The sequence below is a fragment of the Streptomyces sp. A1277 genome, assembly GCF_004795015.1.
Classification (GTDB): Bacteria; Actinomycetota; Actinomycetes; order Streptomycetales; family Streptomycetaceae; genus Streptomyces.
The window spans coordinates 25,148-48,966 of the sequence record NZ_SSBI01000053.1; the positions used below are offsets into that span (position 1 = coordinate 25,148).

At 72.7% G+C, this 23,819-nt stretch carries 25 protein-coding genes; 14 read left to right on the forward strand and 11 right to left on the reverse strand.

Features of this window, described 5'->3' with window-relative positions:
• Positions 1-16 precede the first annotated feature (16 nt).
• From E6R18_RS28660 to E6R18_RS28675, 4 genes are all read left to right on the forward strand, one after another.
• Positions 17-817, forward strand: coding sequence for an ABC-2 family transporter protein (locus E6R18_RS28660; protein ID WP_136319787.1), 801 nt, complete (start codon positions 17-19; stop codon positions 815-817).
• Positions 810-1,679 carry an ABC transporter permease gene (locus tag E6R18_RS28665; RefSeq protein ID WP_136319788.1) on the forward strand — a complete coding sequence of 290 codons (870 nt, stop codon included), beginning with the start codon at positions 810-812 and terminating at the stop codon, positions 1,677-1,679. The genes E6R18_RS28660 and E6R18_RS28665 overlap by 8 nt, the downstream gene beginning before the upstream one ends.
• 28 nt (positions 1,680-1,707) lie before the next feature.
• Positions 1,708-2,718, forward strand: a complete 1,011-nt coding sequence (locus tag E6R18_RS28670) for an ATP-binding cassette domain-containing protein (RefSeq protein ID WP_136319789.1) — start codon at positions 1,708-1,710, stop codon at positions 2,716-2,718.
• Between the two features lie 61 nt (positions 2,719-2,779).
• Positions 2,780-3,451 carry a DUF1707 domain-containing protein gene (locus E6R18_RS28675; protein WP_136319815.1) on the forward strand — a complete coding sequence of 224 codons (672 nt, stop codon included), beginning with the start codon at positions 2,780-2,782 and terminating at the stop codon, positions 3,449-3,451.
• A 36-nt stretch (positions 3,452-3,487) separates the two neighbouring features.
• On the opposite strand, the gene E6R18_RS28680 is transcribed toward E6R18_RS28675, so the two are convergent.
• Positions 3,488-4,738 (reverse strand): SGNH/GDSL hydrolase family protein, encoded by a 1,251-nt coding sequence (locus tag E6R18_RS28680; RefSeq protein WP_136319790.1) that lies wholly within the window; start codon positions 4,736-4,738, stop codon positions 3,488-3,490.
• A 150-nt stretch (positions 4,739-4,888) separates the two neighbouring features.
• Between E6R18_RS28680 and E6R18_RS28685 the strand changes: the two genes are divergently transcribed.
• Complete coding sequence (locus tag E6R18_RS28685; protein ID WP_240799886.1) at positions 4,889-6,259, forward strand: DUF445 domain-containing protein; 1,371 nt, start codon at positions 4,889-4,891, stop codon at positions 6,257-6,259.
• Between the two features lie 81 nt (positions 6,260-6,340).
• Here E6R18_RS28685 and E6R18_RS28690 read toward each other — a convergent pair whose 3' ends face one another.
• Positions 6,341-6,643, reverse strand: a complete 303-nt coding sequence (locus E6R18_RS28690) for a hypothetical protein (protein ID WP_206308455.1) — start codon at positions 6,641-6,643, stop codon at positions 6,341-6,343.
• A 207-nt stretch (positions 6,644-6,850) separates the two neighbouring features.
• On the opposite strand from E6R18_RS28690, the gene E6R18_RS28695 reads away from it, so the two are divergent.
• Positions 6,851-8,359 carry an MFS transporter gene (locus E6R18_RS28695; protein WP_136319792.1) on the forward strand — a complete coding sequence of 503 codons (1,509 nt, stop codon included), beginning with the start codon at positions 6,851-6,853 and terminating at the stop codon, positions 8,357-8,359.
• Complete coding sequence (locus E6R18_RS28700) at positions 8,356-8,931, forward strand: TetR/AcrR family transcriptional regulator (RefSeq protein ID WP_136319793.1); 576 nt, start codon at positions 8,356-8,358, stop codon at positions 8,929-8,931. Before E6R18_RS28695 ends, E6R18_RS28700 begins: the two co-directional genes overlap by 4 nt.
• Here the strand turns inward: E6R18_RS28700 and E6R18_RS28705 are convergent.
• Positions 8,921-9,559, reverse strand: coding sequence for a hypothetical protein (locus E6R18_RS28705; protein WP_240799887.1), 639 nt, complete (start codon positions 9,557-9,559; stop codon positions 8,921-8,923). The genes E6R18_RS28700 and E6R18_RS28705 overlap by 11 nt on opposite strands.
• A gap of 248 nt (positions 9,560-9,807) precedes the next feature.
• Between E6R18_RS28705 and E6R18_RS28710 the strand changes: the two genes are divergently transcribed.
• The 3 genes from E6R18_RS28710 to E6R18_RS28720 all read left to right on the forward strand — a co-directional run bounded on the left by E6R18_RS28710 (position 9,808) and on the right by E6R18_RS28720 (position 12,919).
• Positions 9,808-11,061: an ATP-binding protein gene (locus E6R18_RS28710; protein WP_136319794.1), complete on the forward strand. Its 1,254-nt coding sequence runs from the start codon at positions 9,808-9,810 to the stop codon at positions 11,059-11,061.
• Positions 11,058-12,182, forward strand: a complete 1,125-nt coding sequence (locus E6R18_RS28715) for a tetratricopeptide repeat protein (protein WP_136319795.1) — start codon at positions 11,058-11,060, stop codon at positions 12,180-12,182. The genes E6R18_RS28710 and E6R18_RS28715 overlap by 4 nt, the downstream gene beginning before the upstream one ends.
• A 116-nt stretch (positions 12,183-12,298) precedes the next feature.
• Positions 12,299-12,919, forward strand: a complete 621-nt coding sequence (locus E6R18_RS28720; RefSeq protein WP_136319796.1) for a dihydrofolate reductase family protein — start codon at positions 12,299-12,301, stop codon at positions 12,917-12,919.
• A gap of 50 nt (positions 12,920-12,969) precedes the next feature.
• On the opposite strand, the gene E6R18_RS28725 is transcribed toward E6R18_RS28720, so the two are convergent.
• Positions 12,970-14,625 carry a cellulase family glycosylhydrolase gene (locus E6R18_RS28725; protein ID WP_136319797.1) on the reverse strand — a complete coding sequence of 552 codons (1,656 nt, stop codon included), beginning with the start codon at positions 14,623-14,625 and terminating at the stop codon, positions 12,970-12,972.
• A gap of 106 nt (positions 14,626-14,731) precedes the next feature.
• Entirely contained in the window at positions 14,732-14,914 is a 183-nt protein-coding gene (locus tag E6R18_RS28730) for a hypothetical protein (protein WP_136319798.1), read from the reverse strand.
• Between the two features lie 33 nt (positions 14,915-14,947).
• Here E6R18_RS28730 and E6R18_RS28735 point away from each other — a divergent pair, with 33 nt between their 5' ends.
• The 3 genes from E6R18_RS28735 to E6R18_RS28745 are packed head-to-tail and all read left to right on the forward strand — an operon-like array spanning position 14,948 to position 17,572.
• On the forward strand, positions 14,948-15,649 hold the full coding sequence (locus E6R18_RS28735; RefSeq protein WP_136319799.1) for a YciI family protein: 702 nt from the start codon (positions 14,948-14,950) through the stop codon (positions 15,647-15,649).
• A gap of 17 nt (positions 15,650-15,666) precedes the next feature.
• Positions 15,667-16,953, forward strand: coding sequence for a sigma-70 family RNA polymerase sigma factor (locus E6R18_RS28740; RefSeq protein ID WP_136319818.1), 1,287 nt, complete (start codon positions 15,667-15,669; stop codon positions 16,951-16,953).
• A 16-nt stretch (positions 16,954-16,969) separates the two neighbouring features.
• Positions 16,970-17,572 carry a sugar O-acetyltransferase gene (locus E6R18_RS28745; protein WP_136319800.1) on the forward strand — a complete coding sequence of 201 codons (603 nt, stop codon included), beginning with the start codon at positions 16,970-16,972 and terminating at the stop codon, positions 17,570-17,572.
• Between the two features lie 23 nt (positions 17,573-17,595).
• Here the strand turns inward: E6R18_RS28745 and E6R18_RS28750 are convergent, their stop codons facing one another.
• From E6R18_RS28750 to E6R18_RS28760, 3 genes are all read right to left on the reverse strand, one after another.
• The gene (locus tag E6R18_RS28750) at positions 17,596-19,611 is read right to left on the reverse strand and encodes a serine/threonine-protein kinase (protein ID WP_136319801.1); all 2,016 of its coding nucleotides are present in this window, start codon (positions 19,609-19,611) and stop codon (positions 17,596-17,598) included.
• A gap of 135 nt (positions 19,612-19,746) precedes the next feature.
• Positions 19,747-20,103 carry a DoxX family protein gene (locus E6R18_RS28755; protein ID WP_136319802.1) on the reverse strand — a complete coding sequence of 119 codons (357 nt, stop codon included), beginning with the start codon at positions 20,101-20,103 and terminating at the stop codon, positions 19,747-19,749.
• 184 nt (positions 20,104-20,287) lie between these two features.
• Positions 20,288-21,220, reverse strand: a complete 933-nt coding sequence (locus tag E6R18_RS28760; RefSeq protein ID WP_136319803.1) for an aminoglycoside phosphotransferase family protein — start codon at positions 21,218-21,220, stop codon at positions 20,288-20,290.
• A gap of 100 nt (positions 21,221-21,320) precedes the next feature.
• Between E6R18_RS28760 and E6R18_RS28765 the strand changes: the two genes are divergently transcribed.
• Entirely contained in the window at positions 21,321-22,040 is a 720-nt protein-coding gene (locus E6R18_RS28765) for a 3-keto-5-aminohexanoate cleavage protein (protein ID WP_136319804.1), read from the forward strand.
• 38 nt (positions 22,041-22,078) lie between these two features.
• Here the strand turns inward: E6R18_RS28765 and E6R18_RS28770 are convergent, their stop codons facing one another.
• The 3 genes from E6R18_RS28770 to E6R18_RS28780 all read right to left on the reverse strand — a co-directional run bounded on the left by E6R18_RS28770 (position 22,079) and on the right by E6R18_RS28780 (position 23,472).
• The gene (locus E6R18_RS28770; protein WP_136319805.1) at positions 22,079-22,279 is read right to left on the reverse strand and encodes a DUF397 domain-containing protein; all 201 of its coding nucleotides are present in this window, start codon (positions 22,277-22,279) and stop codon (positions 22,079-22,081) included.
• Between the two features lie 156 nt (positions 22,280-22,435).
• The gene (locus E6R18_RS28775; protein WP_136319806.1) at positions 22,436-22,636 is read right to left on the reverse strand and encodes a DUF397 domain-containing protein; all 201 of its coding nucleotides are present in this window, start codon (positions 22,634-22,636) and stop codon (positions 22,436-22,438) included.
• Positions 22,633-23,472: a helix-turn-helix transcriptional regulator gene (locus E6R18_RS28780; protein ID WP_136319819.1), complete on the reverse strand. Its 840-nt coding sequence runs from the start codon at positions 23,470-23,472 to the stop codon at positions 22,633-22,635. Before E6R18_RS28780 ends, E6R18_RS28775 begins: the two co-directional genes overlap by 4 nt.
• Positions 23,473-23,819: the final 347 nt, after the last annotated feature.

Sequence of the window (23,819 nt, forward strand, 5' to 3'; positions counted from 1 at the left end):
CGGGGAGGCGGTTGCTGTGCGGGTCTACGCGGTGGTGGCGGCGGGCGGTTTCCGTCGCTATGCCACCTATCGGATCGAGACGGTCGCGGGGGTGTTCACCAATACCGTCTTCGGTTTCATCCTGGCTTATACGTACACGGCGTTGTGGGACGAGCGGCCCCGGCTGGGCGGGTACGACATGCCGCAGGCGCTCACGTTCGCCTGGCTGGGCCAGGCGCTGCTGATGACGTGCGTGATGATGGGCGGCGGCTTCGAGGACGAGCTGATCGAGCGCATCCGTACGGGCGATATCGCGGTTGATCTGTACCGGCCGGTCGATCTGCAAATGTGGTGGCTGGCGGGTGACTTGGGGCGGGCCGGTTTCCATCTGCTGGGGCGCGGCATCGTGCCGATGGTCCTCGGCGGGTTCGCCTTCGACCTGGCGCTTCCGTCGGAGGCGGGGACCTGGCTGGCGTTCCTCGTCGCGGTGGCGCTGGGCGTGGTGGTGAGTTTCGCGATCCGCTATCTGGTGGCGCTGTCCGCCTTCTGGCTGATGGACGGTGCGGGGGCGGCGCAGATCGCGTTCCTGGCGGGGCTGTTCTTCTCCGGGATGCTGCTGCCGCTGACCCTGTTCCCGGGGCTGCTCGGCGAGGTGGCGCGGCTGCTGCCGTGGTCGGCGCTGCTCCAGGTGCCGGCGGATGTGTTCCTCGGGAAGTACACGGGCTGGGGTCTGGTGCGGGTGTACGTGTTCCAGGCGTCCTGGGCCGCGGTGCTGCTGCTGGCGGGGCGGATGGTGCAGTCGGTGGCGACGCGGAGGGTGGTGGTCCAGGGTGGCTGATGTGGTGGAGGGTGCCGTGGCGCAGGTGCCCGATGAGGTGTTCGCGCCCAGGCCGCGGCTGGTCGAGGGCGTGCGGGCGTACGGGCTGATCGTCGGGATGTGGCTGCGCTCGACGATGGCGTACCGGGCGTCGTTCCTGATGACGGCGTTCGGGAATTTCGCGGCGACGGCGTTCGACTTCGTGACGATCGTCCTGATGTTCGGGCACGTGGACGCGCTGGGCGGCTACACGCTCCCGGAGATCGCACTGCTGTACGGGGCCGCGGGTACGGCGTTCGGCCTGGCGGACCTGCTGATGGGGTCGATGGACCGGCTGGGCCGCCGGGTGCGCGACGGCACCCTGGACACGCTGCTGGTGCGGCCGGTCCCGGTGCTCGCCCAGGTGGCGGCCGACCGGTTCGCGCTGCGCAGGCTGGGGCGGATCACGCAGGGGCTGCTGGTCCTCGGCTACGGGCTGGTCGCCCTGGACATCGACTGGACCCCGGCGAAGGTGGCCGTGCTGCCGCTGATGGTGCTGAGCGGGTCGGTGATCTTCGGCGCGGTGTTCGTGGCGGGCGGGGCCTTCCAGTTCATCGCGCAGGACGCGTCGCAGGTGCAGAACTCCTTCACGTACGGGGGCAACACGCTGCTCCAGTACCCGCCGACGGTCTTCGCGAAGGACCTGGTGCGCGGGGTGACGTTCGTCGTGCCGCTGGCCTTCGTGAACTGGCTGCCGGCGCTGTACGTGCTGGACCGGGACTATCCGCTGGGGCTGCCGCGCTGGGTGGCGTTCCTGCCGCCGCTGGTGGCGGCCGTGTGCGCGGCCGGGGCGGGGCTGGCGTGGCGGACGGGGCTGCGGGCGTACCGGAGTACGGGAAGTTGACGAGGAACGGGCGAGAAGAGGCAGCGGGATGAGCACGGACACGGACACGACCAGGGAAACAGGCACCGGTACGGCCTTCATCGAACTCGACGGCCTGGAGAAGGTCTTCGACGTCCGCCGCAGGACGGGCTTCCTGCGTGGCGAGCGCCGCCAGGTGCGGGCGGTCGACGGGATCAGTTTCCGGGTGGAGCGCGGTGAGATGGTCGGCTACATCGGGCCGAACGGGGCCGGGAAGTCCACGACGATCAAGATGCTGACGGGCATCCTCGCCCCGAGCGGTGGTTCGCTGCGGGTGGCGGGCATCGACCCCTCGCGGGAGCGTACGAGGCTGGCGCACCGGATCGGGGTGGTCTTCGGGCAGCGCACGACGCTGTGGTGGGACCTGCCGCTGCGTGACTCGTACCGGCTGATGCACCGGATGTACCGGGTGCCCGACGCCCGGTTCCGCGCCAACATGGAGCGGTGCGTCGAACTCCTGGACCTGGGTGAGCTGTTGGACGTACCGGTGCGGCAGCTGTCGTTGGGGCAGCGGATGCGCGGCGACATCGCGGCGGCGCTGCTCCACGATCCGGAGGTGCTGTACCTGGACGAGCCGACGATCGGCCTCGACGTGGTGTCCAAGGCCAAGGTGCGGGGTTTTCTGCGGGACTTGAACGCGGAGCGCGGGACGACGGTGCTGCTGACGACCCACGATCTCACGGACATCGAGCAGTTGTGCCGGCGGGTGATGGTCATCGACCACGGCCGGCTGATGTACGACGGTGCGCTGGCGGGGCTGCACGAGGTGGGGGAGAGCGAGCGGACGCTCGTGGTGGACCTGGAGCGTGAACTCCCGCCGATCCGGATGGAGTCGGAGCCGTCGGTGCGGACGGTGAAGGTGGAGGGGCCGCGGCAGTGGCTGGCCTTCCCGGCGTCGGCCTCGGCGGCGCCGCTGGTGGCGCGGATCGCCGCGGAGTACCCGTTGGTGGATCTCTCGGTGCGGGAGCCGGACATCGAGGCGGTGATCGCGAAGATGTACGCCTCCGCCACCGCTTCGTAGGCCGGTGACGTGAGCGTGTGCGTTCAATAGGCTGCTCGGTATGACGAGCGAACTCCCGGATATGCGGGCCTCCGACGCCGAGCGTGAACGTATTGCCGAGATCCTGCGCGAGGCGGTGGCCGAGGGCCGGCTGGAGATGGAGGAGTTCGACCAGCGCCTCGACCGCGCGTACCGGGCCCGGACGCACGGGGAGCTGGAACCGCTCGTCCGCGATCTCCCGGGAGTTGGTTCGTCCTCGGCGGCGCCGGCGGTCGTGCGGCCCAGGTCCGGCTCGGCGGCCCGTTGGCCGGAGCGGATCGGCAGGCCGGCCACCTCGGGCGGCGCCTTCGCGTTCTGGGGCGGGTTCCGCCGCCGGGGCAACTGGACGGTCGGCCGGGTCTTCACCGCGTTCGCCATGTGGGGCGGCGGCGACATCGACCTGCGCGAGGCGAACTTCGAGGACCGCGAGACCGTCATCCGCTGCTTCACGATCATGGGCGGCATCCATGTGACGGTTCCCCCGGACCTCAACGTGGACGTCCGGGGCATCGGCATCATGGGCGGCTTCGGGGAGCACGCCAAGGACGAGGTGCTGCCCGCGCCGGACGCGCCCCGGGTCCGGATCACCGGCTTGGCTCTGATGGGCGGCGTCGGCGTGGAGCACAAGCGCACCAAGGCGGAGAAGCAGCGGCTGCGCGAGGCGGAGAAGCAGCGCGGCCGCCTGGAGAAGGGCGACGGGCGCGGCGGCCGGTAGCCCCCGTCTTCGAACCTTCTTCTGCCGCCCCCGGTGTCAGAGGGCGTCGGTCGTGGCCCGGGCCTTGGTCCCGAGCAGGGCGTCGATGTCCATCAGCGCTCCCAGGCGTGCGTACCCCGCGTCGTTCAGGTGCAGGTGGTCGCCGGAGTCGTAGGCGGGCCGCAGCCGCTGCGGGTGGGCCGGGTCGCGCAGCGAGTGGTCGAAGTCGAGGACCTCGTCGAAGACGCCGCCCGCCCGGATCTCGGTGTTGACGCGCTCGCGCACCGTGTTCTGCGCGGGTGTCCAGTTGCGGGTGCCCCGGTAGGGCATGAGGGTCGCGCCGGCGACCCGCAGGCCGCGCGCGTGGGCCCGCTCGGTGAGGGTGCGCAGGGCGCCGGTGATCCGCATGGCGTCGGTCTCCCGCGGGAACGCCTGGACGTCGTTGATGCCGAGCGCGATGACGACCGTCTTCGCGCCGGAGACGCCGAGGACGTCGCGTTCGAAGCGGTCGAGGGCGCGTGGGCCGATGCCGTCGCGCAGCAGGCGGTTGCCGCCGATGCCCTGGTTGACCACCGCGTACCGGCCGCGCAGCCGGTCGGCGACGGTGTCGGGCCAGCGGGTGTTGGCGTCGGTGGTGGAGCCCGTACCGGCGGTGAGCGAGTCGCCGAACGCGACGAGCGTCGCGGTCGCGGCGCCGCCCCGCACGTCCACGGCGGTGAGGTAGCGCCACTGCGTGGTGCTCCAGGTGCCCTGCTCGTCCTCGGTGTAGGAGGTCTGGTGGCTGTTGGGGTGCGAGGTGACCGGGCCCTCGGCGGTCGGGGTGCGCAGCGTCACGACGAGGTCGCTGTCGGCGGCGACCGGGACGACGACGGCGTCGCTGACGCTCTGCCGGCCCGCCGGGACCGTGACCGACGAGGCGCCGTCGAACGTCACCGGGCGGGTGTCCACCGTGACGTGGTCGATGAGCAGGGGCCGCGTACCGAACAGGTTGGACAGGGTGACGCGGGCTTCCTTGCCGCCGACGCTGGTGTGCACGACGTTGCGGATGGTGCGCCGGCTCTGGTCCCGGGCCTGTGCCGGGTCGGCCACCCCGAGGACCGGCGCCGCCGCCCAGGTGGCGAGCCAGAGCCCGGAGGCGTGCGCCGGCGCCGCCGGGGTACGGGCCACACCCTGGGGTGCCGTGGCGCCGGCCGCCGTCGCCCGGGGCCCGGAGAACAGCAGGGAACCGGCGAACGCCACGGCGGCGGCGAGTGCGGCGGTACCCGCCACTAGGGCTATGAGCAGGGTGTACCCCTGGCGCCTGGGCATGGGCGGTGTGTCTCCTCGAAGAAACGGTGTGGACCGGTTCCCATGATGCGGCAGGGCGCGGGGAACTCGACGTGCGGTCCGGGAGTAGGTCAGGTAGGCACAATGCGTAGCGGGCGCCTGGGGCTGCGCGTACGCGGACGGGTGGAGCGGATGGAACGGATCGATGGGACCGGGCGGACCGAGCGGGGCGAACTGCCTCCGGGGCCCGGTGGGAAGTCGCGGGACGCGGGCGCGCCGGAGCGGCCCGCGGGCCTCGCCTCGTTCGCGTACACCGCGGCGGACGAGGAGAAGCGTCGTGGCGTACGCCGCATGAAGACCACGGCCACCGGCCTCCTTCTGCTGGTCGCGCTCGTGTACGTCCTCGCCACCTGGGCGAAGAACGAGGGGGTGAGCGGCTGGCCGGGTTTCGTCGCGGCGGCCGCCGAGGCGGGCATGGTGGGTGCGCTCGCCGACTGGTTCGCCGTCACGGCCCTCTTCAAGCGTCCGCTCGGTCTGCCGATTCCGCACACCGCCATCATTCCCACCAAGAAGGACCAGCTCGGGGCCTCCCTCGGTTCCTTCGTCGGCGAGAACTTTCTCTCCGGGGACGTCGTACGTGACCGGATTCACTCGCTGGGCATCGGCGGCCGGGTCGGCGGGTGGCTCGCGGAGCCGGCCCATGCGGACCGGGTCACGGCCGAGCTGTCGACCGCGCTGCGCGGGGCGCTGACGGTCCTGCGGGACGCGGATGTGCAGGCCGTGGTCGGTGAGGCGATCACCCGGCGGGCGAACGCGGCGGAGATCGGCCCCGGCCTCGGCAAGATGCTGGACAAGGTCGTCGCGGACGGCGGCCACCGCAAGCTCGTGGACCTGGTCTGCGCCCGGGCGCACGACTGGCTCGTCCTGCACGGCGACTCGGTGATGGACGCGGTGCAGGGCGGGGCGCCGGGCTGGACGCCCCGGTTCGTCGACAAGCGGATCGGCGAGCGGGTCTACAAGGAGCTGCTGCGCTTCGTCACCGAGATGCGGGACATGCCGGGGCATCCGGCGCGCGGTTCGATCGACACGTTCCTGGCGGACTTCGCGGCCGACCTCCAGACCGACTCGGAGACCCGGGACCGGGTGGAGCGGCTGAAGTCGGAGATCCTGGGCCGCGGCGAGGTCCAGGACGTCATCGCCTCGGCTTGGGCGTCGGTGCGCGCGATGGTGATCGCGGCGGCGGAGGACGAGCAGAGCGAGCTGCGGCTGCGGGCCCGGGCGTCCCTGATGTCGCTGGGCGCCCGGCTGGCCACGGACGAGCGGTTGCAGGCGAAGCTGGAGGGCTGGCTGGAGGACGCGGCGGTGTACGTCGTGACGACGTACCGGGCGGAGATCACGTCGCTGATCAGCGACACGGTGGCCGGCTGGGACGCGGACCAGACCTCCCGCAAGATCGAGGCCCACATCGGGCGTGACCTGCAGTTCATCCGGATCAACGGCACGGTGGTGGGGGCGCTGGCGGGCCTGGCGATCTACACGGTGTCGTGGGCGCTGTGGGGGTGAGGAGGTCCCCCGGGCCGGGGCCGCGGGCGCTGTGGGGGTGAGGGGGGTCCCCCCGGGCCGGGGCCGCGGGGGGCTCCCACCTCAGGCGGCCCGGCGGGTCACCGCCCAGGACGCGGCGGCCACGGTGCCCGCCACGGTGAACACGGCGGGCCAGGCGCCGACCTTCTTCGCCAGCGGGTGCGAGCCCGCGAACGCGGCCACGTAGGCGGTGGTCAGGGCGACGGCCGCGCGCGGGCCCGCCTGCCGGTTCCACTCGTACGCGGCCACGCCGCCCGCCGCCGCGAGCGCGACCCCGCCCAGCGGCCGCCTGCGGGTCCACCGTGCCACGGCGTAACCGCCGACCAGTCCGCCCGCCGCCACCGCCGCTGCCGGCACCTTCGCCATCGCAGCCACCTCCGCCTTCGTCAACGTCATGGGATGCGCGCCGGGCGCACTCCCGCGCGCCCCGCACCCAGCGCCGCACCGGCGCTCCGACCGAGGCTAACCAACGCTTCCGGCATCCCGTCGCGGAGGGGGTGCACAGGCGTTTACCCTGGAGGTGAACAACTGTGCACCCCCTGGCCACGCAGCCGATCACCGCAACGGAGAACCATGCCCGCGGACATACCCGCCCCCGCCCCCACGACCCCAGCGGCCCAGGCCCCGCATCCGCGCTTCGCGGTGGGTGTGCTGGCCTTCTGCGGGGTCGTCGTCGCGGTCATGCAGACGATCGTCGTCCCCCTGCTCCCGCACATCCCCGCACTGACCGGCGCCACCCCGGCCGCCGCGAGCTGGCTGGTCACCGTCACCCTGCTCACCGGCGCGGTCTTCACCCCGGTCCTCGGCCGGGTCGGCGACATGTACGGCAAGCGCCGGGTGCTCGTCGCCTCGCTCGCGGTCCTGGTGGTGGGCTCGGTGCTGTGCGGGGCCAGCTCCCACATCGGCGTCCTGATCACCGGCCGCGCCCTCCAGGGCGCCGCCATCGCCGTCGTCCCGCTGGGCATCAGCATCCTGCGCGACGAACTGCCGCCCGAGCGCGTCCTGTCCGCCGTCGCGCTGATGAGCTCCACCCTCGGCATCGGCGCCGCCGTCGGCCTGCCGATCGCCGCGCTCGTCGTGGAGAACTTCGACTGGCACACCATGTTCTGGGTCTCCGGCGGCATCGGCCTCATCGACATCGCGCTCGTGCTGGTCTTCGTCCCGGAGTCCCCGCTGCGCACCCGCGGCCGCTTCGACGCGCTCGGCGCCCTCGGTCTGACCGGCGCGCTGGTCTGCCTGCTGCTCGCGGTGACGCAGGGCGGCGACTGGGGCTGGACCTCCGGCCGCACGCTCGGCCTGCTCGTGGCGGCCGTGGTGGTGGCGCTGGTGTGGGGGGCGTACGAGCTGCGCGTCGCGACGCCCATGGTCGACCTGCGGATCTCCGCCCGCCCGGCGGTCCTGCTCACCAACATCGCGGCCCTCCTGATCGGCTTCGCCTTCTACGCGAACTCGCTCGTCACCGCCCAGATGGTGCAGGAGCCGAAGGCCACCGGCTACGGGCTCGGCGCCTCGCTCGTCGTCAGCGGCCTGTGCCTGCTGCCGGGCGGTGTGGCCATGGTGGCGCTGTCGCCCGTATCGGCCCGGATATCCGCCAAGCACGGTCCCAAGGTCAGCCTGGCGCTGGCGGCCGGCATCATCGCCGCCGGCTACGGCGTGCGGTACTTCACCAGTCACAGCCTGTGGCTGATCATCGCGGGCGCCACGGTCGTCGCCGCCGGCACGGCCATCGCGTACTCGGCGCTCCCCGCGCTCGTCATGCGCGGAGTCCCGGTCAGCGAGACCGGGGCGGCCAACGGCCTGAACACCCTCATGCGCTCGATCGGCCAGGCGTTCTGCAGCGCCACGGTCGCCGCCGTCCTGGCCAACATCACCTTCCGGGCCGGGGGCAGGACCGCCCCGACCCTCCACGCGTACCAGCTGGTCTTCGTCATCGCTGCGGGCGCGGCGCTCGCCGCCCTGGCCGTCACACTGTTCCTGCCGGGCCGCAAGCCCGCCGGGGCGGGTACGGTCGGGGAGAGCCGCGAGGCGCCGGGCACCCGGAAGGGCGGTGCGCGGCCGGCGGGAATCCAGGAGGGCGCATGACCGGCGGCCAGGCCATCGCGACGACCCCGGCCACGGACAGCGGCACGGGCCGGGAGGCGATCCTCCGGGCGGCCCGGCGGGCGTTCACGCAGCGCCCGTACGCGGAGGTGACGATCAGGGGGATCGCGGCGGACGCGGGGGTGAGCCCGTCCCTGGTGGTCAAGCACTTCGGCCGCAAGGAGGAACTCTTCAACACCGTGGCCGACTTCGGACCGGCCGCCGCCGAACTCCTCGACGCCCCGCTCGACGTACTGGGCCGCCATATGGTCGTCACGCTGGTGACCCGCCGCCGCGCGGTCCAGTCCGACCCGCTGCTGCGCGTCGTCTTCTCCCTCGGCAACCAGGACGAACGCTCCCTGCTGCGCGACCGCTTCCACGAACAGGTCACCGACGCCCTGACCGCCCGACTCCCCGGCGAGGACCGCGCCCTGCGCGCGGAGCTCCTGGCCGGGCACCTGCTGGGGCTGGGGGCGACGCTCAGCCTGCACCGCGAGGGCGCGGGCGCGTCCGCGACGCCGGAGCGCATCGCGGACCTGTACGCGCCCGCGCTCCAGCGGCTGATCACGGGCTGAGGCTTCCGGGGGCACCGCCCCCGGGGGTTCGCGGATCGTCGATGTCGACGGCGAGATCGAACTCGGCGGTCGAGTGGAACGTAGCGACGTTTCCAGACACTCGGATCCGGTCGAAGGGATTGGAGTCCGAGAAGAACACCGCCCAGATCAGCTTGCGGGCGGCAGTCAGACGGGCGAGGAAGCCGTCCGCGCCCATCGAGCCCTCGCCGCACCACAGCAGCCCCCCGTCTCCCAGTTCCGCAACGGCGAGCACGCCCACTGCGGAGACCCGGGACGGATCGTCCGCCAGCATCGCGCCGACGTCGAAGGGCCCGAGCGCCGTGAGGCCCGCAGGCGCTCCGGGAGCGATGTCTACGTCGTAGGAAGGCCCGTCGGCGAAGTAGAGCCCGTCCTCGGCGGGAAGCTCGTAGTCCCCCTCCCACAGCCGTTCGATCGTGGTCATTCTTCTTGCGCTTTCCGTTGCGCACGTGCTGATGACAGGCCGCCCCACTTCGCGCGCGGCGTCAAGCCCTCGATTGTCGTACGACACCAGTTGACCATCCACCCCCAGGACCCTCAGCGCTGTGCCGGGGCGTTGCCAGTCCCACCGCCCGGCACGCATCTGCTCCACGTAGTCGTTCGGTGACACCGTACGCGGGGAGAAGTCGATGTCACCGCGTCCGCGAGCGAGGGCCCCGGCACGTATCGAAGTCCCGTGTCCGAGGGGCCTCTGCGGACTTACCGGAGCAGTAACGTTCAGCGGGCCGGGGACAGCGCGAACCGCACACCCGTGGCCTGCTCCGCCACCTCCCGCAGCCGCCGCCCCCTCCGGCCGCGCGACCGGGGTCCGCCTGAGCGCCCCGAGAGGTGTCGCAGGGCCGCACTAGGCTGTGGATCATGTCGGACGACCCCCCTCTCATACAGAGCCTGCGGACCGCGGTCGCCGCCGCGCCCGCCGACGTACCCCTGCGCCTCCACCTGGCCCAGCTCCTGCTGGAGGCGGACCGGGCCGACGAGGCCGTCGCCGAGGCGGCCGTGGCCCTTCAGCACGCGCCGGGCGATGCCCTGGCCAGGGACCTGATGCTCCGGGCGATGGGCGCGCCGCCCGCGCCTGTGCCCCCGGCCCCCTCCCCGGCGGAACGGCCCCGCCCGCGCACCGGGTTCGACTGGAAGGCCGCCGAGGACCAGGTCGCGGACGTCGTTCCGCCACGGTTCGCCGAGACGCCGGTCCGCGCGGACGGGCAGGACGACCCGGGCGACGCCGAGGCGTGGGACGTGGAGGGGCCCGGCACCGTACGACTGGCCGACGTCGGCGGCATGCAGGACGTCAAGGACCGCATGGAAGCGGCCTTCCTCGCCCCGCTCCGCAACCCCGAACTGCGCAAGCTGTACGGAAAGAGCCTGCGCGGCGGGCTGCTGCTGTACGGCCCGCCCGGCTGCGGCAAGACGTTCATCGCGCGGGCGGTGGCCGGTGAACTCGGCGCGGCGTTCCTGTCCGTCTCCGTGAACGACGTGCTCGACATGTGGATCGGCAACTCCGAGCGCAACATGCACGAGGTCTTCGAGACCGCCCGCCGCCAGGCGCCCTGCGTGGTCTTCCTGGACGAGCTGGACGCCCTCGGCGCCAAACGCAGCCGCACCGCGCACAGCGGCATGCGCAACGTGGTCAACCAGCTGCTCAGCGAGTTGGACGGCATCGAATCGGCGGCGAACGAGGGCGTGTTCGTGCTGGCCGCCACCAATGTGCCCTGGGACGTGGACAACGCCCTGCGCCGTCCCGGCCGGCTGGACCGGACGATCCTCGTCCTCCCGCCCGACGGGCCCGCCCGGGAGGCGATCCTCCGCTACCACCTGCGGGAGCGGCCCATCGAGAACGTCGACGTGGGCAAGCTGGTCAAGGCCACCGACGGTCTGTCCGGTGCGGACCTGGCCCATGTCTGCGAGGCGGCGGCCGAGCGGGCCCTGCTGGACTCGGTGCGGACCGGAACCGTACGGATGATCAACACGAGGGACCTGCTGGCCGCCGCGAAGGAGACCGTGCCCTCCGCCGAGCCGTGGTTCGCCTCCGCGCGCAACGTGGCGATGTTCGCCAACGAGGGCGGTATGTACGACGACTTGGTGGCGTACCTGAAGAAGAGGCGCAAGCTGTGACCACCTCCCCGCATCCCGCCGTGGAGCGGGCCGACCTGCTCATCGACCTCAAGCGGTACGAGGAGGCCAGGGAGCTGCTGGCCCAGCGGCTCGCGGAGGACCCCGAGGACGTCCGGGCCTGGACCGAACTCGCCCGGAGCCACCTCGGGGACGAGCAGAACGGCGCGAAGGCCCTGGAGGCGACCGAGCGGGCCCTCGCTCTGAACCCCGAACACGTCGGGGCGCTCCTCGTGCACGCCAACGCCCTGCGCGTGGGGGGCCGCTTCCCGGAGTCCGAGGGCGTGCTGCGCGAGGCGATACGCCTGGCCCCCGACTACTGGTTCGGCTACGCCCGGCTCGCCGACTGGCTCTGGCGCATCCGGATGATCAGCTCCGGCCAGGCCAACGGCGGGCAGGTCCGGCGCGAGGACATGACGGCCGGGCTGCGGGAGGCCGACCTGATCGCCCAGGAGGCCATCCGGCTGGCCCCCGAGGAGGTGTACCCCTACGAGGTGGCGTGGCTCATCGCCGACATGTCCGGCGACCGCGCCACCGCCGACCGGATGGACGAGGTCATCCTCCGGCTCGACCCGCAGCACGAGCGCGCCCTGACCCGGCGGACGCGGAAGGCGGCGACCGCCCCCGGCGTCAAGGCGACCGAGGCCGCCACCCTGTACGCCGACGCGCTGGCCGCCACCCCGGGCTCCACGCCGATGCGGCAGGGCCTGGACGCGGCCTCGTACCGCCTGCTGCGCGGCCTGCGCTGGCCGGCCCTGCTCTGCCTGGCCTTGGCCGCCGTGGGCATCGACCTGTTCCAGACGGAGGGCGAGACGCAGCGCGAACTGCCCCTGGTCCTCGGCCAGCGGCTGTGGGACCTCGTCCTCATGGCGGCCGTCTGGGCACTGGGCGCCCTGCTGCGCTACCGCCGTCTTCGTGCCGGTATCCGGGTCAACCTGCCTTCGCTCATAAGGCGGTTGGCCTGGGCCCGTATCGTCCTGGGCCAGGCGGCGTGGACCATGCTCTGCGCGCTGCTGATCACCCAGGTCCCTTGGACGGAACGCACGATTCCGCTGGTGCTCTTCTGGGCGGGCCTGGTGCCGTCGGTGGCGACGATGTGGTTCGACCGGCCGAGGAACGGCTGAACCCGGGCCGGGGCCCCGGAAGGCCGGATTCCCGTTGCACGTCCGGGAACGCCTGTCCGACCATGGCGGCCGACGGCCCCGACGCGCGGAGGCCGCCACCGGACGAAAGGCCGTACGTGCGCAAGCTCGTGTACTTCATCGCCTCCACCCTCGACGGCTTCATCGCCGGCCCGGACGGAGCCGATCCCTCCGGGCCGGACGGCTTCTGGCCCATTCCGGAGGACTACGTCAAGCACCTGATCGCCACGTACCCGGAGACCCTGCCCGGCCCGGCGCGGGCCGCGCTCGGCGTGACGGCGCAGGGCACGCACTTCGACACGGCGCTGGAGGGCCGGCGGTCGTACGAGATCGGCCTCGACGCCGGCCTCACCAACGCCTACCCGCACCTGCGGCACCTGGTGTTCTCCCGCACCCTGGGCGAGAGCCCCGACCCGGCCGTGGAGCTCGTCGCGGGTGACCCGGTCGCACGGGTACGTGAGCTGAAGCAGGAGGACGGCAAGGACCTCTGGCTGGTCGGCGGCGGCGAACTGGCCGCTTCCCTCTACGGGGAGATCGACAGGCTGATCCTGAAGCTGAGCCCGACGACGATCGGCGCGGGCATCCCGCTGTTCGGGCGGAAGGCGACCTTCGACCCGTGCGCCTGGTCCCTCACGGACCACACGCTCCTGGCGAGCGGAGCGGCGTACCTGACGTACGAGCGCGCCACCACGACGGTCACCCTCACCGTCACCGACTGAACCCCGGGTGCCGGCCGGCAGGGGCGGGAGCCCCGCCGGCCGGCACCGTGTCAGGCGGCGGTGCAGGCGGCGCCGCTGAGGGTGAACGCGGCCGGCGCGGTGTTCGTACCGCTCTGGCCGCCGGTGAAGCCGACGGTCACCGAGCCGTTGGCGGCGATCGCGGAGGTGTACGAGGCCGGCACGACGCTCACCGAACCGCCGGTCTGCGTCGGCGTCCCGCCCCACATGTTCGTGATGGTCTGCCCGTTGGCGAAGTCGAACCCGAGCGTCCAGCCGTCGATGGCCGAGGCGCCGGTGTTGCGGATGGTGATCTCGCCCTGGAAGCCGCCCGGCCACTCGCCGACGACTTTGTAGCCGACCGAGCAGCTGCCGGCCGGTGCGGTGCCGCCCTCGTCCGTGGTGACCGCGACGGCGGCCGAGCGCGCCGAGCGGTTGCCGGCGGCGTCGCGCGCGTACACCGCGAAGGAGTACGCGGTGCCGGCCGTGAGGCCCGTGACGGTGACGCCGTTGGTGGTGGACGAGGCGACGGCGGTCTCCGCGGCACCGCTGACGCGGACGACGTCGTACCCGGCGACGGCAACGTTGTCGGTGGACGCGGCCCAGGTCAGGGTCGCCGAGGTGTCCGTCACGGCGGAGGCGGCAGGCGTGCCGGGCGCGGTCGGGGCCTCGGTGTCCCCGGAGGAGGCGCCGCCGAAGACGGTCGCCTCGCGGGAGGTCCGGGCGATGCCGTCGGCGCCGTGGAAGACGCGCTCGCCCCAGGAGCTGAGCCGCGTCGGGTCGAAGTCGATGGCCAGGTCGAGGACGGGGTCGCTGTTGCCGCTCCAGGACCAGGCGATCCAGCCGAGCCCGAGCCGCTCGGCGTCGGCCATCATCGTGTCCTCGTCCGGGTCGCCGTACTGGTCGGCGGGCCCGCCGAACTCGCCGATGACGAGGGGCAGCCCGGCGTCCACGAAGGCGTTCAGGTAGTCGGTGACCTTCTGGGCGGTGTCGTAGACGCTGTACATGTGGATCGAGAAGAGGAGGTTGCCGGTGGAGTCGGCGTCGTAGAGCGCCTGGGCGTTGTCCCGCATGACGCCCTGCCAGTCCTGGCCCCAGTTGGGCGCGTCGATCATGATCGTGTGGGCGAACCCGGCGGCGCGCAGCTTCTGGACCGCGGCGGTGGTGGGGGCGGTCCAGCCGGCCGGGTCGGTGTTGCCCCAGGGCTCGTTCCCGATGTCGATGACGACGTAGTCCTCCTGGCCGTCGAGGACGTCCTTGAGGCTGATCCAGTAGTCGGCCGCGTGATCCAGCGTGCCGGCGGCTGAGTCCTCCCCGTACCCGGTGGTGTCGTGCACCTCCAGCACGCAGATGAGCCGGTTGGCCTTGCACTGGGCGATGACGGCCGCCACGTCCTCGGGGCTGTTCCTGCTCCAGCGGTAGCCGTCGGACAGCACGACGCGGACGGTGTTGGCGCCGGTCGCCTTGATGTCGGCCAGCGACTGGGTCTCACCCGGGTACCAGGCGTGGGCGTGGTTGACCCCGCGCATGACGAAGTCGTCGCCGTTGCCCTCGACCAGCCGCCCGTCGCTGATGTGGAGACCGGTGGCGGCCGAGGACGCGGCCCGCGCCGGGGCGAGGCCGCCGAGGGCGAGGAACCCGAGGAGGGTGGACAGGACGGTGAGGATCACGGAAGTGGTGCGCTTGGCTGACTGTCTCGTTGTTCTCACTGCGGCTCCATAAGGGGGAGGAGAAGGGGGACGAGAGGGCGGATCACCGGGGTGGGAGCGCTCCCACCCCGGTGCGCCCCATGAAAGCGATTCAGTCAGGAGCACGTCAATAGATCGGACGACTCGGGTTCGCGAGGGCTATCGTCACGTCGTCCTCGTCGTCCTCGTCGTCCTCGTCGTCCTCGTCGTCCTCGTCACCCTGGTCACCCTCGTCGTCCTCGTCACCCTGATCACCCTGGTCACCCTCGTCGTCCTGTCGGATTCGGCGGACTCCGTTCGTCGTCCTCATGAAACGTTCGGAACGCTCGTAAGGAGAACGGTCATGAAGTACGTGCTGTTCATCGCCACCGACCCCGCCGGAGAGCCGGCCGACGAGAACCCCGGCGCGTGGGTCGAGAAGTGGAACGGCCGCGGTGTCCGCCTGGAGGGGATGCCGCTCAAGCCCGTCACCGAGACCAGGACGGTCCGCGCGCGCGGGGACCGGGTGCTGGTCACCGACGGCCCGTTCGCCGAGACGACCGAGTGGATCGCCGGGTACGACCTCCTGGAGGCCGCGGACCTGGACGAGGCGATCGAAGTCGCCGCCTCGCACCCGATGGCGGCCGCCGGCCGCATCGAGATCCGCCCGGTCCAACCGCTCGACCTGGGCCCCGGCACCGGGAACGTCCCGCACGAGGGCGACGCACCGGCCTCCCGCTTCCTCGGCATCCTGCGGACGGACCCGAGCGCACCGCCCTTCACCCCCGACCCCGCCGCGGTGGCCGCCTGGGTCCGCGACGGCCTCGCCTCCGGCCGCTACCTCGGCGGCGAGCACCTGCGCCCCGTCCAGGACGCCACCCTCGTGCGCCGCCGCGAGGGCGAACTCCTGATCACCGACGGCGCCTACGCGGACGTGCCGGAGTGGGTGACCGGCCTCGTCTTCGTGGACGGGACCTGGCAGGAAGCGGTGGACTACCTCGCCCGCTGCCCCATGGCCCGGTCCGGGACCGCCGAACTGCGGGAGTTCTGGACGGACTTCTCGTGAGTTCCGGGCCGGCAGAGGTGCGGGCGGCGCTCGCCGGGGCGTACCGCGACGAGTGGGGCGTCGTCTTCGGCACGCTGGTGCGCCTGACCGGCGACTGGGAGCTGGCCGAGGACTGCGCGCAGGACGCGTTCGCCCGCGCCCTGCCGGCCTGGGAGCGCGACGGGGTGCCGGACAGGCCGGGCGCGTGGCTGGTGACCGCCGCCCGCCACCGAGCCGTCGACGTCCTGCGCCGCCGCACGACCGAGCGCGGCAAGCTGGCCGAGGTCGCGGAGCTGGCGGAGGCGGAGAGTTCCGACGTCGCGGAGAGCGCCGAGGCCGCCGCGCTGGAGGCCGCCCGCGGACCGCGGCCCGCCGAGGACGAGCGGCTGCGGCTGATCTTCACCTGCTGCCACCCGGCGCTCCCGCTCGAAGCCCGGGTGGCCCTCACCCTGCGGGCGGTCGGCGGCCTCACGACGCGCGAGATCGCCCGCGCCTTCCTGGTCGGCGAGGACACCGTCTCGCAGCGCGTCCTGCGCGCCAAGCGCAAGATCGCGGCGGCCGGAATCCCATACCGGGTGCCGCCCCCCGGGGCACGCGCCGAACGGCTGGGCGGGGTCCTCGCCGTCATCTACCTGGTCTTCACCGAGGGGTACGCGCCCAGCGACGGCAGCACCACCCGCGACCGGCTCGCCGAGGAGGCCGTCCGGCTCGCCCGGCTCGTCGCCGCCGAGGCACCGGACGAACCGGAGGCGCGCGGCCTGCTCGCCCTGCTCCTGATCCAGCACTCCCGGCGCGCCGCCCGGCTCGACGCGGACGGCGGCCTCGTCACGCTGGAACACCAGGACCGGACGCGCTGGGACCGCGCCCTGATCACCGAGGGCGCCGCCCTCGCCCGGGAAGCGGAGGCAACGGGCGGCCCCTACGCGCTCCAGGCGGCCATCGCCGCGCGGCACGCCCTCGCCCCGGCCGCCGCCGCGACCGACTGGGCGGCGATCGTGGCCCTGTACGACCGCCTCCTCGCCCTGCGTACGAACCCGGTCGTCGCCCTCAACCGCGCGGTCGCCCTCGGCATGCGCGACGGCCCGCAGGCCCAGCTGGACGCCGTCGACGCACTGGGCACGCCGAAGGAGCTGACCGGCCACCACGCCCTGCCCGCCGTCCGCGCGGACGCGCTGCGCCGCCTCGGCCGTACCGGGGAGGCCGCGCGGATGTACGAGGCGGCGAGGGCCGCCGCCCCGAACGAGGCGGTCGCGCGGGAGTACGCGCGGCGGCTCGCCGAGCCCACCGGCCCCGGTCGTACCGGGCCGAACGGAAGCACCCACTGAAGGGAAACGTATCGCCGTGGCCGATGCCCACCACGAGGAAGTGCTCGCCCGGATCGCCAAGGGGCTCGTCTACACCGAGACCGAGGCGGCCTTCCTGGCCCCCCGCCGCCGCGAGGACCAGATCTTCGCCTACAACCACACACCCCCGAGCGAAGCGGAGAAGCGCCGGGAGCTCCTGGTCGAGATCCTCGCCTCCGTCGGCGAACGCACCGTGCTCCTGCCCCCGTTCCACGCGGCATTCGGCAGCAACGTCCACATCGGCGACGACTTCTTCGGCAACGTGAACCTGACGTTCGTGGACGACGTGGACATCCGCATCGGCGACGACGTGATGATCGCCCCCAGCGTGACCCTGACCACGACGGGCCACCCGGTCCACCCCGCGCGCCGCGCGGACTTCGGCCGGTTCTCCGAACCGATCGTGATCGAGGACAAGGTGTGGATCGGCAGCAACGCGGTGGTCCTGCCCGGCGTCCGCATCGGCTACGGGTCGGTCGTCGGCGCCGGCAGCGTCGTCAGCCGCAGCATCCCTCCGATGAGTGTCGCCCTCGGAACGCCCTGCCGGGTGGTCCGCCCCGTCACGGACGAGGACCTGGCCGCGCGTACGACGGGCCCGTAGCCCGCTGCGCCACGGGCCGCCCGTCACTTCACGATCAGATACCGCTGTGCGCTGCCGCCGCTGACGCAGACGGTGCTGTTGCAGGTGGAGGTGTCCGCGGTGTGCACGATCCAGAGGTAGATGCCGGGGGACGGCGGGGTGTACGAGGTGGAGGACGCGCCCTCCTGCCAGGGGAGGTTCTTCCACTCACCGCCCGGCAGCTGCACGGAGACGTACGACTGGTCGCCCTCCGCCTCCCAGCGCAGGGTGACCGGCTCCCCGGCCCTGGCGACGGCCTGGTCCGCGGGCGCCACGGGACGCGGAACGTCCGGGGCGTCGCGGACCGGGTTGGCCGTCGAAGCCCCCTTCGCGCGGACGAACAGATACCGGTCCTCGGACCACCCGCCGGAGGGCTTCCCTTCGGCGTCGCCGGTACGCGCGGTGTTGACCTGCCACCGGTACAGCCCCTCGTGCGTGGGGGTGAAGGCGCACGACGTGCTGGTCATCCAGGCGGAGAACTGGTGCTCGTCGTCACGGGAGACGGCCACACTCGACCTCCCGGCCACGTGGTCCCAGCGCAGCGTGACCGACTCGCCGAGCCCGATGACCGTCCGGTCGGCGGGCCCGAGGGGCACGGGCGCGTGCGGCGTCCCGCTCGGCACCTCGACCAGGGGCCCCGGGGTCGAGGAGTCCTTGCCGCCGTCGCCGTCGGAGGGGAAGCAGTCCGCGGGCTTGGCGGACGCGCCGGGCTTGGCGGACGCGCCGGGTTCGGCGGACGCGCCGGGTTTGGCGGATGAGCCGGAGTCGTCGCCGTCCCGCAGGAGCAGGGGTACGCATACGGCGGCGGCGGCGACGAGGACGAGCGCGAGGGGGATCAGGAGCCGGGGGAGGCGGCGCCTGGGGCCGGGGGAGGGGCTGTTGTCGCGGAAGGCGGCGGGGGCGGTGAGGGTGGGGGTGTACGGGGGTACGCCGGGCTGCGGCGCGGGGGCGGGGGTGAGGGCGGGCGCGGGGGTGGGGGAGACGGGCTTCACGTTGGTCGGGGGCGGCGGGGCCGGGGGGTCCGCCGCCGGAGCGCCTGGGACTGCTGGAGCGGCCGGGACTGCCGGAGCACCCGGGACCTTCGGAGCACCCGGGACCTCCGCCGCTGGAGCACCCGGGACCTCCGGAGCCCCCGGCCCCTCCGCACCCGGCACCCCGCCCGCCACCGCCCGGAACCGCGGCGGAAGCCACGCGCCCCCGGCCGTCTCCGCGTCGTCGGCGGGCAGGGCGAACCGCTCCAGCAGCTCGGCCGGCGTCGGCCGGTCGGAGGGATAGCGGGCCAGGCAGGCGGCGACCGTGGGACGCAGGCTCTCCGGGACGGCGGCGAGGTCGGGCTCGTGGTGCATGACCCGGTAGAGCATCACCTGCGCGTCCCCGACCTGCCCGAAGGGCGCGCACCCGGCGGCGTGGCCGAGGACGTGACCGAGGCTGAACACGTCGCAGGCGGGTCCGATCTCCCTGCCCGCGATCTGCTCGGGCGCCATGTAGCCGGGGGTGCCGACGACCACCTGCGTACGGGTGATCGCGGTCCCGTCCAGGGCCCGCGCGATGCCGAAGTCGATGACGCGGGGGCCGTCGTCGGCGAGCAGGACGTTGGACGGCTTGAGGTCGCGGTGCACGAGCCCGGCGGCGTGGATGGCGTCCAGCGCCTCGGCGAGCCCCGCGCCGAGCACCCGCAACGCCGCTTCCGGCAGCGGCCCGTGGGCGGCGACGGCCTCCGCGAGCGAAGGCCCGGGGATGTAGGCGGTGACCAGCCAGGGCGGATCGCCCTCGGGGTCCGCGTCGACCACCTGGGCGGTGTGGAACCCGCCGACCTGCCGCACGGCCGCCGACTCGTGGACGAAGCGCCGGCGGAACTCGGGATCGGCGGCCAGCTCCCGGTGTACGCACTTCACGGCGACCAGCCGCCCGCCCGGCGACCGCCCCAGGAACACGGTGCCCATCCCGCCGCTGCCCAGCCGCCCGAGCAGCCGGTACCGGCCACCGACCACCGTTGGATCAGTGGCACGCAACTCCTGCACGACATTCCCCCGTTGAGCCGACACGTAGCAGCCGATCCCGCCGGGGCGCGCACCCGCGACGAGTGCCACTCATCCCATGGCCCGCCGCCGCATGCTGTCAAGCGGCGGCGCGGCCCGTGGGTGCCGGATCAGGCCCTACCAGGCCCCGTGGTGGAGCACGCCCAGGATCAGGGCGGCCACCGCCGTGGCGAGGAACACGATCCCGCCGACGATGTTGCGGGAGCCCACCCGCAGATGGGCGATGATCGCGCCGATGAAGTAGAGGATGAGCCCGGACGCGGCGAGGGTGCCGAGCAGCGGCACGGCGAGTCCGGCCAGCAGCCCCACGGTCCCGGCGGCCAGCAACATGCCCAGAAGCGGAACGTACTTGCGGGGGATGCCCTTCATGTCGGCCTGGGACTTGGGGTATTCGTGGCCGATCAGGTAGGTCACGGCCGCCGCGCCGTTGAAGAAGATGCCGAGGATGGTGACCGTGAGGTATGCGGTGCGCATGAATTTTCTCCGCTTCTGAGGGGGAGGTGCCGCCGGTCGCCCCGAGAAGGGACGTCGCTCTCCCGACCTGACGATCGACGCCCCTGTTCCGTGAGGTCGCGGACCGTCCGGGAGGTCGTGATCACGGACACACCTTCGGGCCCGGCCGCGCGAGCCGCCCGCCCGGGGCCATCGAAGTCAGGCCCTACGGACGCTCGGTGAGCAATTCCGCCAGCCGGTCCGCGAACGCGGTGATCCACTCCAGCTCCGGCCCGCCCCGCGCGACCCGGAAGCCGTGCCGCCGCGCCCAGAACGCGGCCTGCACGGCATGCAACTGCGCCCAGCGCCGCACGCGTTCGCGATCGAGCTCGGCCGCGTCCGCGAACACGTCCACGATGCGGTGAACGGCCCTGCCGAGGTCATCCGCCTCCGCGAGGCTGAAGGCCCGGGACTTCAGCAACGTACCGCCGTCGTACGCGGGGTCGCCCACGTACCCCTTGGGATCGACGGCCAGCCACGGCTCGCGCTCGGCCCGCAGGATGTTGCGGCCGTGCAGGTCGCCGTGCACGAGGGTGTCCGGCTGGTCCCGGCCCAGCTCCCGCACGGTCGCGTGGGCGGCCTCCAGCACCGGCCGAGGCAACGCGTGCGTCAGCTCGGCGGCGTCCTTCCGCAGCTCCTCCTCCCACTCCCCGGCCCGGTCGCTCAGCCGGGGCAGCCCGGCCGGCGCGGGCACGGCCAGCCGCCGCCCGAGCCGCGCGGCGACGGTCACCACCTCGTCCCCGTCCGCCACCTCCGCCAGGGTCTGCGGCCGGGCCCGCTCCAGCAGCATCGCGTACCGCGCGTCGTCCCTCTCGTACAGCGCGACGGCCCCCCGCCCGCCCCACGCGACGAACGCGTCCGGCTCGTGGTCGTTGCCGGGATGCGGAAAGGACACCTTCAGCACGGCGGGCGGCGTACCGGGCCGCCGTACGGGAACGATGAGGCCGACACCCCCGTACATGACCTCCCCGTCCGGCACGCAGGCCCAGCGCCCGGTCAACTCCTCCACCAGCCTTGGCAGTTCCCCGAGCCAGGCCGAGCCTGCCTCACCCTCCCGCGCGACGGTGGTCCGCGCGAACTCCTCCGGAATCACGACCATCCGGGCACCCTACGCGCGGCGGCGCCGCAGACGGGCCCCGCGCCCGGTTGTCCGCCGGCCGCTGCGGCTGCGGCTGCGGCTGCGGTGCGAGGATGGCGGCATGTTGCAGGTCTGTCTCAACGGCGCTCGAAGCCGCGCCGAGTGCTCCCATCTGCCGGTCACCCCGGACGAGCTCGCCGCAGCGGCCCGGGAGGCCGTCGCCGCCGGCGCCACCGATATCCATCTGCACCCCAAGGACCGCCACGGTCAGGACACGCTGGACGCCACCGCAGTCGCCGCCGCCGTCCATGCGGTGCGGGCCGCCGTCCCGGGCGTCCCCCTCGGGGTCACCACCGGCGCCTGGGCCACGCCCGACCCCCGGGCCCGTGCCGCGCAGGTCCGGGCCTGGACCGTGCTGCCCGACCACGCCTCCGTCAACTGGCACGAGGAGGGCGCCGACCACGTCGCCGCCGCCCTGCTGGACCGGGGGATCGGCATCGAGGCCGGCGTCTTCTCCGGTACCCCCGCGGCACAGCGGTTCCTTGCCTGGCCCGACTCCCACCGGGTCCTGCGCGTCCTGGCCGAGATCACCGAGACCGCCCCGCAGGACGCGGTGCACGCGGCGGCGGGCCTGCTGGACGACCTCGCATCGGCTGCCGCGCCGGTCCTCCTGCACGGCGAGGACGCCACCGCCTGGCCCCTCCTCCACCTCGCGGCCTCCCGCAGCCTGGACACCCGCATCGGCCTTGAGGACACGCTCCACCTCCCCGACAGCAGCCCCGCCCCGAACAACGCCGCCCTCGTCCGGGCAGCCCGCGAGGCCATCCAGCACGCGCCGTGAACGGTCTGCCCGAAGGGGCGGCTGCCGGAGCGCTCGGGTCAGACGGTGCCGGCCTGGACGCCTGCGACGAACGAGGAGAAGGCGTCGGCGGAGACGTTCAGGACGGGGCCGTTCGCCTGCTTGGAGTCACGGACGGGGACGATGCCGGACGTGGCGGCGAGGTTGGCGGCAATCTCGACGCAGTTGCCGCCGTTCGTGCTGTACGAGGACTTGTACCAACGGGGGGATTCGTTCGTCACGGGGGTGCCCCTTCGCAGTCGGCTGATCTCGGTACTGGCGCCGATGGTAGGCCGCGGGGACGGGCGCACGAGGGCTTTCGCGTGCACGGTGCCCGAACGGGCAGCAAGACGCCCCACCGCGCTCGGCACGATGGGGCGAATGCCGAAACGCTCGGGTCAGACGGTGCCGGCCTGGACGCCTGCGACGAACGAGGAGAAGGCGTCGGCGGAGACGTTCACGATGGGGCCGTTCGCCTGCTTGGAGTCACGGACGGGGACGATCCCGCGCGTGGCGGCGAGGTTGGCGGCAATCTCGATGCAGTTGCCACCGTTCGAGCTGTACGAGGACTTGTACCAACGGGGGGATTCGGTAGTCACGGTGTGCCCTTTCGCAACTGGCTGATCTTGGCCACTGAGGCTGCCTGAGACAGCGCCTCGCCTTGGAGTTGATGGTAGGTCATGAGCATGGGCATCACGAACGATGATTCCCGTTCGACGCGCCCCTGCGCCTGCGATTCCGCGTATGCGACGACGGAACGATCAGCCAGTGTGAGGACGTTGACGGGGAGGTCAAACGCCCTTCGCGCACCTATGGCGAACGGCGATACGTGTACGAACCAGTTGGGGCGCGAGGCCAGCTCCTCCAGCCGCTGTAGCTGGGCGTTCATGACCTCCGGGCCACCGACGGCCTGATGAAGGCAGCTCTCGTCCATGACGACGAAGAGCATGGGCGGCCGTGGTCGCACGAGCACCGCCTGCCGTTCCATCAGGACCGAGACGCGCTCCTCAGCCTGTTCGGAGGTGATGGAGCCCCTTTGCACGGCACCGTCAGCCACGGCCTGTGCGTACTCCGGTGTCTGCATCAGGCCGGGGACGAGCCCGATGTCAAACAGCCTGATCTCCACTGCCCGACCCTCGTACCCGACGTACTCCGGAAAGCCCTCCAGCAGGCTGCCGTGCTTCATCTCCCGCCATTCGCGCTCGAACGAGTCGGGCGTACCGACCAGATCGAACGCAACGTCAACCTTGCGCGAGAACGGCAGGGTTGCTGACTTGCGACCAGTTTCGATCGCCGAGATGTGCCGTCCGGTGCAGCCGACCAGAGAGGCAAGATGATCCTGAATCCAGCCGCGCTGCTCGCGCACTCTGCGTAAACGCGCGCCGTAGGCCGCCTGCGGCGACGCGTCCGGATTCAGCTCCTTGATGTTGACCAACATGCCCTCCCTGGCAGCCACGTTGCTGACCGTGTGAGGCTAGGCCACGCTGAGTGCTCCTGGTAGTGAAACCGCTACGGAGGGACACGAAAGCGTGCCTGTTGACGAGCATGGAACCGCCCCGGCCCCCGGCCCCCTTACCATCCGGGCCGGCGAAGACCCCCCGAGCCGCGACCTGCGGAGAGGGCCCGACCTCACGCGCTACGCCTCGCTCGCGGACTTCCCGCCGTGCCGGTGCGGCGCGGCCATCTGCCCCGACGCGCCGCCGCCGAAGCCACCGGGGACGACGGGATCGCCGGACGGCATCCGCGAACGCGTACGGGAGACGAACAGCAGGCACGCGAGAT